A 14,033-nucleotide genomic window follows, 5' to 3' on the forward strand; every position below is an offset into this window, starting at 1 on the left:
CTTTACCTGCAGCGATATCTGCTACTGCGCGCTCGATACTGTCGAACCTGGTCACGTGCTCGCACTCCAAAGTCTTGACTTTTAACATCATCGAATACAACAAGTGCATCCGACGGATGCACTGACAACCCTACGACCAATCGGACGGGTCCGATCAGCCTGGTCCTACCGACCGGCAGAGTGAAGCCGCTCGACGTACTTGGCGATCACGTCCACCTCGAGGTTGACCGGCGTACCGACCACAGCGGTTCCGAGCGTCGTCAACTCGAGCGTTGTCGGGATCAGCGAGATCTCGAAGTACTCGAACCCGCGGTCGCCACCCAGCGCGGAGACCGTCAGCGAGACTCCGTCGACAGTGATCGAACCCTTCTCCACCACGTATCGGGAAATGGAGTCCGGCAGTGCGATCCGCACTACCTCCCAGTTCTCGGAAGGCGAGCGGGAAATGACGTGGCCAGTTCCGTCGACGTGCCCTTGAACCAAGTGGCCGCCGAGTCGACTGTTCAGCGCCGCGGCGCGCTCGAGGTTGACGCGAGAGCCGACATCCAACTTCGCCAGGCTCGAGCGGTTCAGCGTTTCCTGCATGACGTCTGCGGTGAACGAACCGTCGGCAAGCACATCGACGACCGTCAGGCACACGCCGTTGACCGCGATCGAATCGCCGTGACCGGCGTCGGAGGTGACCAGTGGCCCGCGCACCGTGAAGCGTGCAGCATCGACCAGTTCTTCCTTGGCGACAATTTCGCCGAGTTCTTCCACAATTCCTGTGAACACGCGCCCTACTCCTCGTTCCCCGGAGCAGAACTCTCCGGAACCAGACTCAACAAAATATCGGGGCCGATCGTTACCGCGGACTCCAAACGGAATCGGTGGGCGTCGGTGATGGTGTGCACTCCGGCATCGACGAGCGCGGAAGCGCCCGCGCCGAGCAGTATCGGAGCGATGTACGCCTCGATGACGTCGACATATCCGGCGGCGAGGAATGCTCCGGCCAGACGGGGCCCACCCTCGAGAAGTACGTCTGTGTACTCCCCCAACGCCTCGACTACTTCGTCGATATTGTCGGTGTTGAGCACCAAAGTCGGTGCGGTGTCATCGAGAACGCTTGCCGTCGAAGGTATTTCACGCTTTCCGACGACGACGCGTACGGGCTGATGCGCCGCGAGCTCACCGGTGGGCTGACGCGCCGTCAGCCACGGATCGTCGGCGAACACGGTGCCGGTGCCGACCACGATCGCATCGATCTGCGCCCGCTGAGCATGCACGCGCGCCCTCGCCTGCGGACCGGTGATCCACTGACTCGTTCCGTCCTCGGCGGCGCTACGTCCGTCCAGACTGGCCGCGTACTTCCACGTGATGTGCGGGCGACCGGTGCGCTGTTTGTGCAGCCAGGCTCGCAGTGGACCAGCTTCCACCTCGGGTGCCCGGAGTCCGGCCGTGACGCTGATTCCAGCGCGCATGAGCGTCGCTGCGCCGCCGGAAGCCTCGGGATTGGGATCACCGACTGCGTAGACGACCGCCGAGACTCCGGCATCGATCAATGCCTGCGAGCAGGGCCCGGTTCGCCCCTGGTGATTGCACGGTTCCAGTGTCACCACGGCCGTACCGCCACGCGCTGCATCGCCGGCCTCGTCGAGAGCCACGACCTCCGCGTGCGGTCCACCGGGCGGTTGCGTCATACCGACGCCAGCGATGGTGCCGTCGGCGGCGAGGATGACAGCGCCGACCGGCGGGTTGGGGCTGGTGAATCCGCGCGCAGAATCCGCTGCGGCCAGCGCGATCTGCATCGCGGCGTCAAGATCAGCCGTCGACGCCTGTCCACCCTTTGCCATCGAGCGGCTCAGACCGACAGCGTCAGGTGCGGCGACGCCGAGGCGGCCTGCGCGCGGAGCTTGCGCACCGCCTCACCGGGATCACTCGCTCCGTACACCGCCGAACCGGCGACGAAGCAGTCGATCCCTGCTTCAGCGGCCTGCTCGATCGTGGAAGCGTTGATGCCGCCGTCGATTTCGACGAGGAGCGTCAGCTCACCCGAGTCGACGAGCTTGCGAACTGCGCGTGCCTTGTCGAGCACCTGAGGCATGAAGGACTGACCACCGAATCCGGGTTCGACGCTCATGATCAAGAGGGTGTCGAAGTCCTTGAGGATTTCCAGGTAGTCGTCGATCGGGGTTCCAGGCTTGATGCTCAGCCCCGCCTTGGCACCAGCTGCACGAATATCGCGGGCAACCGAACGCGGGTCGTCGGTGGCCTCGGCGTGGAACGTGACGTTGTACGCACCGGCCTCGGCGTACGGCGGCGCCCAGCGCTCCGGATTCTCGATCATGAGATGGCAGTCGAGAGGAATGTCCGTCGCCTTCAGCAGACTCTCGACCACCGGCAGACCCAGCGTGAGATTGGGAACAAAATGCGCGTCCATCACGTCGACGTGAAGCCAGTCGGAGCCGGACACGGCAGTCGCTTCATCGGCGAGTCGAGCAAAATCTGCGGACAAAATGGACGGTGCAATCATCGGGGAAGCCACGCCGCCGAGTTTAGCTGTGACTCATCGCCGACCGTGCATGCACATCGGCTGTGCTTCATCGCCGACCGTGCATGCACATCGGAGCCGGTGAAATCCGATCAGTTCTTGACGACGGTGCGGAGCTTTCGCACCTTGGCGGGCGCCTTGATCCGCCACGCATCTTCGAGCATCTCGCCCAACTGCACCTCGTCGATCAGTTCGAGGTGCACGAGGATCGATCCGTGCCCGTGATAGTGATCTGTGGTGAAGAAAGCCGCCTCGCCACTGGCGAGTAGCGCCTCCTTCTCGTCCAGACCGCACATCACGACCAAAGCGCCCTCCGCTTCGGTGCGGAGCCGCGCAAAAGTTTTACCTGCCACCTTGAGTGCCGGGGTGTTGTACGAGGTCGACTCTTCCACGGAGGGAAGAGCCGAACCCAGTACTACAACCTGTTCCCACGTAACCATGTAGGCACCATACGACTACCGATGCCCAGAAGTCATCCGATCAGGCCAGCGGCTTGCGCAAAGCGGCCATGAACATAGCGTCCGTGCCGTGTCGATGCGGCCACAACTGAACCGACGATCCGTCGCCGACGTCCGGGACACCTGGCACCAATTCCTTGGTGTCGAGTTCCACGACGCCATGACGCCGCACCGCATCGGCGACCACTGCCAGCGTTTCCGACAAGTGCGGCGAGCACGTGGAGTACAGCACCACTCCGCCGGGGCGAACCAGTTCGATTGCGGCAGCAAGCAATTCACGCTGCAACTTCACGAGCGGAGCCACATCGGACGGCTGGCGACGCCAACGTGCCTCCGGGCGCCGACGCAGCGCACCCAACCCGGTGCAGGGAGCGTCGACGAGGATGCGGTCGTATCCGGGTTCGAGCCCGGATTCGCGGCCGTCCGCCACGTGTACGTCCACGGGAAGCTCGCGAGTGGTCTTGCGAATCAACTCGGCACGGTGTTCGACCGGCTCGACGGCGTCGAGTCGACCACCTTCGATGCCGGCAAGAGCACCGAGAAGTGCCGCTTTTCCTCCTGGACCTGCACAGAGGTCGAGCCAGCGTCCGGAGTCTTCACCTTCGAGAGGAGCAATGCTGAGGGCGCGGGCAACCAGCTGACTGCCCTCGTCCTGCACTCCCGCCAGGCCTTGGCGGACCGCCTCGAGTTGTCCGGGGTCACCGCCGTCGAGATGCACGGCGTACGGCGAGTACGGCCCGATCTCGCCGCCGGTCACCAGTGCGAGCTCCTCGGCGGAGATCTCACCGGGGCGGGCGACGAGGTGCACGGCGGGGCGGGCGTCGTCGGCGATCAGAACGTCTTCGAGCTCTCCGGCTGCGGCGCCGAGCGAGTCGGCAAATACCTGCGCGATCCACAGGGGATGCGCGTGCTCGAAGGCGAGTCGGCCGACCGGGTCCTTCGGGGCTAGCAGCTCGACCCACTCGTCCTGGGTGCGTTCGGAGACACGGCGCAGGACCGCGTTGACGAATCCTGCTCGGCCCTGGCCGTTTTCGGCGCGGACGAGGTCGACCGAGGTGGCAACAGCAGCGTGCGGTGCGACACGAGTACGCAGCAGTTGGTACGAGCCGAGTCGAAGAACATCGAGCAGGGTTCCGTCGATCTCTTCGATCGGCCGACCCGCTGCGTGGGCGATCACCGCATCCAGGAGGCCCTGAGCACGTGCCGCGCCGTACGCGAGTTCGGTTGCCAGCGCCGCATCGCGTGCGTCGAGTTTGCGGTCGCGCAGGAGCCCTGGCAGAACCAGGTTCGCGTATGCGTCACGTTCACGGACCGCGCGCAGGACGTCGCGCGCAGCCAGTCGCGGCTGATCGAGCCCGGCGGTTGCCGGATCCGGCCGCTTGGCCTGCTTCGGCTTGGTGTTCTTGCCGCCGGTTGCATTCTTGGCTCCGGGACCCTGTGTCCGCCGTGCCGGTCGTCGTGATTCGGTCACTGTGCTCGTACCTCCGCGTCGAGTCGGGCACCGCGTGCCCAGTCCCCTGCCGACATCAATTTCTTGCCCGGGGGCTGAATCTGCCCGAGTCGTACCGCGGTGGTCGCGGTACCGATGTACAGACCATCCTTGCGTACCGAGATCTCACCGACTGCCAGGGTCTCGTCCGTAACGGTGACCGGGCCGACCTTGACTCGAAGATCACCGATCATCGTCCATGCCCCAGGCGCGGGTGTGACTGCTCGGATGTGCCGGTCCACCGTGCGAGCGGGCAATTCCCACCGCACGCGGGCCGCGTCCACAGTCACCTTGGGGGCGTACGAGACGCCGTCGGCAGACTGCGGAACCGCGTTGATCTCTCCGGCCTCCAGGCCGTCGAGTACCGATTCGAGCAGGGCAGCGCCGTTTTCCACCAGACGCCCGAGCAGGTCGCCTGCCGTATCGGTGTCGCGAATCCGCTCGGTCATCACTCCGTACACGGGGCCGGTATCCATGCCGGCTTCCAAACGGAACGCACTGGCGCCCGTCACCTCGTCACCGGCACTGATCGCAGCCTGCACCGGCGCGGCGCCGCGCCACGCCGGAAGCAGCGAGAAATGCAGATTGACCCAACCGTATTTCGGAATGTCGAGGACGTTCTGCGGCAACAGGTTTCCGTAGGCGACGACGGGTGCGCAGTCCGGTTCCAGGCGGGCGAGTTCGGCTGCGAAGTCGGGATCGGACGCCTTGACCGGGGTCAGGACCGGGATGCCGTGCTCGTCGGCAAGCAGACCGATCGGCGAGCGGGTGACTTTGCGACCGCGGCCCGCCACAGCGTCCGGACGCGTGACGACGGCTACCACTTCGTGGTTGGCGGACTCGATGAGACGCCGCAGCGAAGGAACCGCGGGTTCGGGCGTTCCGGCGAACACGACGCGCATGTCAGCTCTCCCGTTTCGTTGGGCTCTTCGGACTCTGATCAGCCGATCGGCCTGTCGAACGCGGTGGACTGCAACTCACGAAAATGCTCCCGGATGTGTCGGTGGGTGGAACTGTCAGTCTAAGGACTGCGGGAGCTACGACCTACCTCGCGCCACACCGAACCACTTTCTCAGCAATTTCTTTGATCAGAACCCTGCAGATTCACCGGTCCTCGGTATTGACTGTCTCTGTCGTCGCCACTCGGCGGAGGCTGATACGGGATACACCGATCACACGGAGGAACTTAGATGGCAGGCATCGACAGTAAGTTCGACAAGGCCTACGCAGGAAAGTCCGTCGAAGAATTGGCGGACGCCCCGGTCGCGGCACTCAACGGCGTAAGCGATTCGGACGCAGAACATTTGAAGGCAGCGTTCAACATCAAGACCGTCCGCGACCTCGGAACGAACAAGTTCTTCCTGTGGGCGCAGGCCACTGCCAAGCTCGCCGAGTAAACATCCCGACCCACGTGATCTCGGTGCTCACGAGTTAGCAGCTCACGAATTTGCAGCTCACGAATTTGCATCGATGACCACTTGCGGAATATCCGTGCCGAGCGGCACCGCGCTGCACGAAGCGTGCCGCTCGGCATCGGGGTCGAGGACCGTCCGGATGACGTCGATCACGTAGGGGTCGTACGGCATGCGGAAGTGGCCGGTCAGGTTCGACGGGCACAGATCCTGGAGGACGATGTTTTCTGCACCGGCGTCGCGGAGCGCGATGTTCGAGGACGGCTGGATCATCTCGTCGACAGTGGACCCGATAGTCGTGTAGCGCACTCCGGGTACGGTGTCGCCGCCGTCGTTGAGGGCGTTCAACGTATCCGACCCCTGCATCTGCTCGCGGACAGCTCGCGAAAAGACATCTTCGACAAAGTCTTCTCCGCCGGGGATCGCACGGACGATGGGAACCAACCCGAACATCACCCCGCCGTAGGTCGGCGAAGCCAAGCCGACCCAATGATCGACGTAGGCGTCGCCGCCCATTTTGTTGACGTAGTACCGCGTCACCGTCGCGCCTTGGGAGTAGCCGATCACGTCGACCTTGTCCGCTCCGGTCGCGGTCAGCACCTGATCGACGAAAGAACCGAATGCGGTCGCACTACCGACTATGTCGCCGACGCCGTAAGTCTCGTGTGCGACGTCCCCGTCTTCGTCTTCGATCGCACCGCCGTAATTGAGGGCGAAGACGCAGTAGCCGTCAGCTGCCAGTGCCGGCGACAGGGCCGCCCAATCCGCGTACGCCTCGGTGTCGGTTCCGTGGGCGAGTACAACCGGTCGGGGATGCGTGGCGGAAGGCTCACAGCCGAAATCGTTCGACCCGGCAGGCGCGGATCCTGGATGAGCATGCGCATATGCCGTGGCAACGGAACGAGTCGCCTGACCCGGACCGATGTCGAGAGGAACGTCCATCGCGTCGGCACTCGCAGACGGGAGCGTCGGTGCGGCAGCCGATATCGCCGGCGGTGCTCCGATCAGCAGCGCCACTGCTACCGAAAATGTCAGTCCCACAGACCGTTTGACGCCAGCCATTGTTCCTGCTCCTGCTCTGATCCTACGAGGGAGCTGACCGTAACACCAGAAACTTCGGGGCGCATACCCTACCGAACAGTAGGTATCCGACGTCTCAATTGCCGCCTTCATCGGCGTCATCACCGGCAAGCACTCGGTAGAGCGACTTGCGCGCCTCGACAAGCACGTCGGCTGCGGCCTTGACCTGCGCTGGTGTGCCTACAGCAGCCACTTGGCCGGCCGCGCCCATCAGCTGGCCGATCAGTTCACGAAGGTCCTGCTCCGGCTCCCCTACGCTGAGACGAACGTCATCCCACGGTGCCCCGAGATCGGCGCGATGCTCCTCGACGTATGCGACGCCTTCCTCGGTCAGCTTGGCGGTCTTGCGGCCGGCAACCTTTTCGATGATGACCAGTCCCTCGTCCTCGAGTTGGGACAGCGCGGGATAAATGGAACCCGGACTCGGCTTCCAGACGCCGCCGCTGCGCTCGACGATCTGCTGAATCAATTCGTAGCCGTGCATCGGCTCTTCCGCGATCAACAACAGAATCGCAGCGCGCACATCTCCACGACGACCTCGTCCGCCACGTCCTCGCCCGCGACCGAACTGAGCGCCCGGACCGAAGCCGGGGCCGGGTCCGCCGTCTGGACCGAAACGCCCCCGCCGATGGCCTCTGCGTGGCATGTCACCGAAGCCCGGCCGCTCGTGCGGTCGACCGCGTCGTCCACCGTCTCGATCGCCGGGACCATCGCCCGGCGCGCCGTCGTCCGTCGGCACCCACATCACAAATGGTGGCCGTTGCTCACGGCCGAAACCGCCGAAGAAACCGCGTCGGCCGAACATCCCCTCGTTCGGGAAACTTGCATCCATCGTCGAACCTCCATCACTATCGTTGATAGTTCGACGATATATCGCCATATCGGGTTGCGCAACATTTTCGCTGCACACAACCAGGCCTTGGAGAACTCGAAAATCAGCCGATGCGGCGTGGGTCGATCTGAATGCGGACCGGACCCGATGACTTCCGCGCACTGCGCGCGGCCCTCGCATGTGCCAGAGCGTCCGCAAGGCCGCGACCGTCCTTGCGTGGAACGCGGACCAGCATTCGCTCCGGCGCGACACCGCTCTCGTCCTCACCGGAATACGGAAGCCTCTCCCCCGCAGGCAATTCCACTGGTCCGAGTAGTACAGCACTTGCCGGCAGATCAGCTGAGTCCACCAACTCCGCAATCGCTGCGGATCCACCGTCGATCGCAGCCATGTGAACGGCCGGAGGAAAGCCGACCTCGTCCCGTTCCTCGAATTGAGACTGTGCGTGCCCCACCGGATCCCATCGGACCAACGCCTGCACCGTCGGGATACCCGAGTCTGCGACAACCACAACTTCACCGCCTTCGGACAGCGGAATCACCATGGCAGCAGCCGACATCCAGCGTCTGAGTGTTTCCTCGGCGGCGCGCAGATCGGGCCGGCCGAGCAGTGCCCAACCGTCGAGCAAGAGCGCGGCGCCGTAGCCGCCGGTCATCACCGGCTCCGCACCCACTGTCGAGACCACCAACGCGGGCCCGTGTGGCAGTTCCTTGACCACATCACCGCCCCCGGACAGAACAACTTTCACACCGGGAAACGCCCGCCCGAGTTCTTCGGCGGTCCGGCCGGCACCGACCACCACCGCGCGCAACGCTTTCGCCCCGCACGCGTGACATCGGTAGGCGGCATCGGCAACCCCGCACCAGCGGCACGCCGGTGTCCCGGCGCCGTCGGGACCTGCCGCAGCGGGAAGAGCCAGTGGGCCGTTGCACCGACGGCACCGTGCCGGGGCACGGCACTTTCCACAGGCCAGGGTCGGTACGTACCCCCGCCGAGGCACCTGCACCAGGACTCCGTTGCCCTCACCCAGAGCGCGCCGGGCGGCCGCGAATGCAATAGCGGGCAAACGAGCCGCTCTGGCTCCCGGATCGCGAGCCAAGGCTTGATCGCTGTCGGCAAGCGCGGTGATCTTGGGTGCGTGAGCACGAACGACGTCCCGCGTAGCGACCAGATCGTGCGCCCATCCCGAGTCGACGAGTACCTGCGATTCTGCCGTACGGGAGAACCCACCGATCACGACGGCGCACCCGGCGACGTAGCCACGCAGGACGGCAACTTCGCGGGCATGTGGATACGGCGACCGCGGCTCGGACAAGTTGTCGTCGCCGTCGTCCCAGACGACGACAAGACCGGTCTCGGGCGTCGGCGCAAAAACAGCACTCCGCGTGCCGACGACGATCCGGGCGGTCCCGCGCAGTGCAGCGAGCCACCTTCGGTATCGCATGGCCGGCCCCAGGCCTGCGGACAGACCCACCACTGCATCCGCTCCGGAGAGTTCGGTACATGCGGCGACGACGCGGTCCAGGTCGCGTTGATCGGGCACAACCAGAATCGCGGATTTACCACTTGCCGCTACAGCCCCGGCCAATTCGGCCAGGCGCAGTGGCCAGTTTTCACCAGGCAACGCCTGCCAGACCGCACGCGGGCTTTTCGACTCGCGAATCGCGGACAGAAAGGCGTCACCGAATCTGTAGAGATGCCAACCATTTTCGATCGGTTCAGGAGCGGACGGCGGCTCGGCGGGCTCCCACGGTTCCGCCTCGACCTTCGCGTGGCGCGGCGGTACCGCCAAACGGAGAACATCGGCGCGGGTTCCGGCATAACGCTCCGCCACACGATCGACGACTTGCGCGATTTCGGCCGTCAGGACCCGCTCGGACGAGATGACGCGTTCGAGCCAGCCGAACTTCCCCTGATGGTCACTGGTGGCCTCGCGCGAGACGATGAAACCGTCCACCAGACGACCAGCGAAGCGGATGCGCACCCGGACTCCGGGCTGCGCATCCGCTTCGAGTTCACGAGGAACGAGGTAGTCGAATTCACGGTCGAGGTGAGCGAGCGGGAGCATCGGCAGCACCCGGGCGACCGGATCGACTTCTGCCGCTACTCTTTCCGCGCCCACCCGCGCCCCGTCTGTACGTCAGTGATCAGAGACCAGCTGCGCTACGCAGCTTGTCGGCACGATCGGTGCTCTCCCACGGGAGGTCGATGTCGGTGCGACCGAAGTGACCGTATGCCGCCGTCTGCGCGTAGATCGGACGCAGCAGGTCGAGGTCGCGGATGATCGCTCCCGGACGCAGGTCGAAGATCTCGGTGATCGCCTTCTGGATCCGTGCCGGATCGGTCTTCTCGGTGCCGAAGGTTTCGACGAAGAGTCCGACCGGAGCTGCCTTGCCGATGGCGTAGGCGACCTGAACCTCGATGCGGTCGGCCAGACCTGCGGCAACAGCGTTCTTGGCCACCCAACGCATGGCGTAGGCAGCGCTTCGGTCGACCTTTGACGGGTCCTTGCCGGAGAACGCGCCGCCGCCGTGGCGAGCCATTCCGCCGTAGGTGTCGACGATGATCTTGCGGCCGGTCAAACCGGCGTCACCCATCGGGCCACCGAGGACGAACTTGCCCGTCGGGTTCACCAGCAGACGAACATCGGAGGTGTCGAGATCGGTGAGGTTCACGTCGGTCAGCACCGAGTGAAGCACCTTCTCGCGAAGATCGGGCGTCAACAGGTTGTCGAGGTCGATGTCAGCGGCATGCTGGGTGGAGATGACCACGGTGTCGAGACGGACAGCCTTGTCACCGTCGTACTCGATGGTGACCTGGGTCTTGCCGTCCGGGCGCAGGTACGGCAGCACGCCGGACTTACGGACCTCGGTCAACCGGCGAGAGAGACGATGAGCCAACGCGATGGGCAGCGGCATCAGTTCCGGCGTGTCGGTGGTGGCGTAGCCGAACATCAGGCCCTGGTCGCCCGCACCCTGACGGTCGATCTCGTCGTCGCTGATTCCGTCGACGCGAGCCTCGTGCGAGTGATCGACACCCTGCGCGATCTCGGGCGACTGAGCGCCGATCGCGACGTTGACGCCACAGGAGTTACCGTCGAAGCCCTTTGCCGAGCTGTCGTAGCCGATCTCGAGGACCGTGTCGCGCACGATCTTCGGAATGTCTGCGTACGCAGTGGTCGTGACCTCGCCGGCTACGTGAACCTGGCCGGTGGTGACCAGAGTTTCGACGGCCACGCGGGCGCGCGGGTCCTGGGTGAGCAGCGCGTCGAGGATCGAGTCGCTGATCGCGTCACAGATCTTGTCCGGGTGCCCCTCGGTGACGGACTCGCTGGTGAATAGCCGACTGCCGGACTTGCTCACAGATCTCCCTCTCGACGACTGAGTTCTTGACTACAGCTTATTGAAGTATCCGAATCACCGTTCGGTGACCGTTTTGTCATGCTTTGTTAGCTGGGGGCTGAGCCGACGATAACGGTTGGACCGCCTGCGCAACACCCTTGTGCTCACCCGATTATCGTGGGGTAACTCTCACCACCGGGCGCGTGTCGCTACTCGGGGAAGAGCTTGACCAGGGCGTCGAGTACTCGACTGGCCATCAAAGCCTTGGATCCGTGCTCGAGCGCGGACTCCGAGCCGTCGGAACCGAGCAGCCAACCGTCGTTGTGATCGACCTCGAACGCCTTGCCCTCGCCGACCGCATTGACCACGAGGAGGTCGCAACCTTTGCGGGCAAGCTTGGAGCGGGCGTAACTGAGAACGTCACCATGGGCGTCACCGGTCTCTGCGGCGAATCCGACGATCACCGTTCGAGCGTCCAGATCGCCGTCACGACGCGCTTCGACGAGACCGGCGAGGATGTCGGCGTTTCTGGTGAGGCTGATCGAGTCGGGTTCGTTTGCGCCCTTCTTGATCTTGCTGCCTTCGACGGTGGTGGGGCGGAAGTCCGCGACAGCTGCAGCCATGACGACTCCGTCGTGTCCCGGTGCGTGCTTCTCCACTGCCAACCGGAGATCTTCGGCCGTCTTGATGTGCACGACGTCGACAGCGGCGGGGTCGGCAAGATCGGCCGTGTAACCGGCGATCAGCGTGACGTGAGCGCCGCGTTGGGCGGCCAGACGGGCGAGCGCGTAGCCCTGTTTGCCGGAGCTGCGATTACCGAGAAAGCGCACCGGATCGAGCGGCTCGCGAGTACCGCCGGCGGTGACCAGAATGCGGCGACCTTCCAGGTCGCGCGGCAACGCGTCCGAGCGCTCGAGGAGCAACGATGCCAACCCGACGATCTCGTCGGGTTCGGGAAGTCGACCGGCCCCGGTGTCTTTTCCGGTCAAACGCCCGGAGGCAGGTTCGATCACGTGGACGCCGCGCGAGCGCAGTGTCGCCACGTTGGACACCGTTGCGGGGTGCTCCCACATCTCGGTGTGCATTGCGGGGGCGAAGACGACCGGACAGCGTGCGGTCAACAAGGTGGCTGTCAACAGGTCGTCTGCGCGGCCCATGACAGCTCGCGCCATCAGATCAGCGGTTGCCGGCGCGATGACAACGAGATCGGCTTCCTGTCCGAGGCGGACATGCGGAACCTGCGGGACGTCGTTGAAGACGCCGGTGTGAACCGGGTTGCCGGAGAGTGCTTCGAACGTGGCGCGGCCGACGAACTCCAGAGCGGATTCGGTCGGAATCACGCGGACGTGATGACCGCTCTCGGTGAAGCTGCGGATGATCGAGCACGCTTTGTACGCGGCGATACCCCCACCGACACCGACGACAATGCGCTTACGTATCGATGTGGGCGCGTCGGACACTCCCCCGACACCCGAACGAGGTTCGGGTGCGGCAGACGTGGTGCTCACTCGCCTTCGGTGTGCTCGAGGAGATCAGCGTGGATTTCACGCAACGCGATGGACAGCGGCTTTTCCTGCAGACCGGGCTCGACCAGAGGTCCGACGTATTCGAGGATGCCGTCACCGAGCTGGTTGTAGTAGTCGTTGATCTGGCGCGCACGCTTGGCCGAGTAGATGACCAGGGCGTACTTGGAAGAGGTGCGTTCGAGCAACTCGTCGATCGGCGGGTTGGTGATGCCGAGCGGGGTGTCGTAGGCAGGCAGAGCGCCCTGACCTGCTGCGGACGCGGCTGAAGTGCTGCTCACTCTTGTGTCTCCTGAATTAGATCTTCATTGAAGAACTAGTTTTATCGATCCGGATATCTGAGAAACGGGGTGGAAATCGGTTCCCGAAGGGTGCGGAATCAGTTCCCAACCAACAAGGATACCAACTCATCGCAAGCACGGCTTACATCCTCGTTCACGATGACCGTGTCGAACTCGTCCTGTGCGGCCAATTCCACTCGGGCCGTCTCGAGTCGGCGTGCCACGACGTCTTCCGTTTCGGTTCCCCGTCCGGTCAGCCGTTGCACCAGAACGTCCCAGCTCGGTGGAGCCATGAACACCAACAGAGCTTCGGGCATCGCCTGGCGGACAGCTCGTGCTCCGGCGAGATCGACCTCGACGAGTACGGGCTTTCCAGCTTCGAGCGCTTCTTCGATCGGAGCTGCGGGGGTGCCGGAGCGCTGTAGACCGCCGTGGATTTCCGCCCATTCGAGAAGTTCACCGGAGTCGATCATCCGTTGAAATTCTTCACGGGAAGTGAATCGGTAGTCTTTGCCGTCCACTTCACCGGGACGGGGATCGCGAGTGGTCGCCGAAACGCTGAAAACGAGTTCAGGCAACCGAGTTCTCAGCTCGCGAACGACGCTGGACTTACCGACAGCCGAAGGGCCGGCCAGTACAACCAGCCGACCCCTCCGCACTGCGGTCTTGCTCTCTGACACTGTTGCGTCAGCAATCATCAGACACTGCCGCGTCAGCAATCATCACTTGTCGGCTCAGGCCTCGAAGTCAAACTTGGTGAGCAGAGCCTTGCGCTGCCGATCACCGAGGCCACGAAGGCGACGGGTCGGTGCAATCTCCAGCTCGGTCATGATCTCCTGAGCCTTGACCTTGCCCACCTTGGGCAGCGCCTCGAGCAGTGCCGAAACCTTCATCTTGCCCAAGATTTCGTTGTCTTCGGCGTCCTTGAGGACCTGCTTGAGGTCGGTGCCGCCACGCTTCAGGCGCTCCTTGAGCTCAGCCCTGGCCTTGCGGGCAGCAGCTGCCTTCTCCAAAGCAGCAGCGCGCTGCTCATCAGTCAACTGGGGAAGGGCCACGGTTCCTCCGTCTCGTCGTGTGCAAATTTTGT

15 protein-coding genes are annotated in these 14,033 nt (G+C 64.2%); 1 reads left to right on the forward strand and 14 read right to left on the reverse strand.

Annotation, left to right across the window (positions count from 1 at the left end):
- Window positions 1–165: 165 nt before the first annotated feature.
- The 6 genes from H7C86_RS22840 to fmt all read right to left on the reverse strand — a co-directional run bounded on the left by H7C86_RS22840 (window position 166) and on the right by fmt (window position 5,379).
- Window positions 166–774 carry a riboflavin synthase gene (locus H7C86_RS22840; protein ID WP_003944892.1) on the reverse strand — a complete coding sequence of 203 codons (609 nt, stop codon included), beginning with the start codon at window positions 772–774 and terminating at the stop codon, window positions 166–168.
- Window positions 775–779: 5 nt separating this feature from the next.
- Window positions 780–1,832 (reverse strand): bifunctional diaminohydroxyphosphoribosylaminopyrimidine deaminase/5-amino-6-(5-phosphoribosylamino)uracil reductase RibD, encoded by a 1,053-nt coding sequence (ribD, locus tag H7C86_RS22845; RefSeq protein WP_019748385.1) that lies wholly within the window; start codon window positions 1,830–1,832, stop codon window positions 780–782.
- 8 nt (window positions 1,833–1,840) lie between these two features.
- The gene (rpe, locus tag H7C86_RS22850) at window positions 1,841–2,524 is read right to left on the reverse strand and encodes a ribulose-phosphate 3-epimerase (RefSeq protein WP_019748384.1); all 684 of its coding nucleotides are present in this window, start codon (window positions 2,522–2,524) and stop codon (window positions 1,841–1,843) included.
- A 98-nt stretch (window positions 2,525–2,622) separates the two neighbouring features.
- Entirely contained in the window at window positions 2,623–2,970 is a 348-nt protein-coding gene (locus H7C86_RS22855) for an MmcQ/YjbR family DNA-binding protein (RefSeq protein ID WP_019748383.1), read from the reverse strand.
- Window positions 2,971–3,010: 40 nt separating this feature from the next.
- Entirely contained in the window at window positions 3,011–4,459 is a 1,449-nt protein-coding gene (locus tag H7C86_RS22860; protein ID WP_019748382.1) for an RsmB/NOP family class I SAM-dependent RNA methyltransferase, read from the reverse strand.
- Window positions 4,456–5,379 carry a methionyl-tRNA formyltransferase gene (gene fmt / locus H7C86_RS22865; RefSeq protein WP_182262291.1) on the reverse strand — a complete coding sequence of 308 codons (924 nt, stop codon included), beginning with the start codon at window positions 5,377–5,379 and terminating at the stop codon, window positions 4,456–4,458. Before fmt ends, H7C86_RS22860 begins: the two co-directional genes overlap by 4 nt.
- A gap of 288 nt (window positions 5,380–5,667) precedes the next feature.
- Here fmt and H7C86_RS22870 point away from each other — a divergent pair, with 288 nt between their 5' ends.
- Window positions 5,668–5,874: a hypothetical protein gene (locus H7C86_RS22870; protein WP_003944900.1), complete on the forward strand. Its 207-nt coding sequence runs from the start codon at window positions 5,668–5,670 to the stop codon at window positions 5,872–5,874.
- 57 nt (window positions 5,875–5,931) lie between these two features.
- Here the strand turns inward: H7C86_RS22870 and H7C86_RS22875 are convergent, their stop codons facing one another.
- From H7C86_RS22875 to mihF, 8 genes are all read right to left on the reverse strand, one after another.
- The gene (locus H7C86_RS22875; protein ID WP_019748380.1) at window positions 5,932–6,951 is read right to left on the reverse strand and encodes a triacylglycerol lipase; all 1,020 of its coding nucleotides are present in this window, start codon (window positions 6,949–6,951) and stop codon (window positions 5,932–5,934) included.
- Window positions 6,952–7,045: 94 nt separating this feature from the next.
- Window positions 7,046–7,714 (reverse strand): PadR family transcriptional regulator, encoded by a 669-nt coding sequence (locus tag H7C86_RS37350; RefSeq protein ID WP_370627685.1) that lies wholly within the window; start codon window positions 7,712–7,714, stop codon window positions 7,046–7,048.
- A gap of 190 nt (window positions 7,715–7,904) precedes the next feature.
- A complete protein-coding gene (locus H7C86_RS22885; protein WP_019748377.1) occupies window positions 7,905–9,923 on the reverse strand; it encodes a primosomal protein N' in 2,019 nt (672 codons plus the stop codon).
- Between the two features lie 25 nt (window positions 9,924–9,948).
- The gene (metK, locus tag H7C86_RS22890) at window positions 9,949–11,163 is read right to left on the reverse strand and encodes a methionine adenosyltransferase (protein ID WP_003944827.1); all 1,215 of its coding nucleotides are present in this window, start codon (window positions 11,161–11,163) and stop codon (window positions 9,949–9,951) included.
- 188 nt (window positions 11,164–11,351) lie between these two features.
- A complete protein-coding gene (coaBC, locus tag H7C86_RS22895; protein WP_020969581.1) occupies window positions 11,352–12,650 on the reverse strand; it encodes a bifunctional phosphopantothenoylcysteine decarboxylase/phosphopantothenate--cysteine ligase CoaBC in 1,299 nt (432 codons plus the stop codon).
- On the reverse strand, window positions 12,647–12,946 hold the full coding sequence (gene rpoZ, locus H7C86_RS22900) for a DNA-directed RNA polymerase subunit omega (RefSeq protein ID WP_003944996.1): 300 nt from the start codon (window positions 12,944–12,946) through the stop codon (window positions 12,647–12,649). The genes coaBC and rpoZ overlap by 4 nt, the downstream gene beginning before the upstream one ends.
- Before the next feature lie 98 nt (window positions 12,947–13,044).
- Window positions 13,045–13,644, reverse strand: coding sequence for a guanylate kinase (gene gmk / locus H7C86_RS22905; protein WP_029255329.1), 600 nt, complete (start codon window positions 13,642–13,644; stop codon window positions 13,045–13,047).
- A gap of 36 nt (window positions 13,645–13,680) precedes the next feature.
- Window positions 13,681–14,001: an integration host factor, actinobacterial type gene (mihF, locus tag H7C86_RS22910; protein ID WP_003944825.1), complete on the reverse strand. Its 321-nt coding sequence runs from the start codon at window positions 13,999–14,001 to the stop codon at window positions 13,681–13,683.
- Between the last annotated feature and the right edge of the window lie 32 nt (window positions 14,002–14,033).

The sequence above is a fragment of the Rhodococcus sp. UFZ-B548 genome (genome assembly GCF_903819475.1).
Taxonomy (GTDB): Bacteria; Actinomycetota; Actinomycetes; order Mycobacteriales; family Mycobacteriaceae; genus Rhodococcus_F; species Rhodococcus_F erythropolis.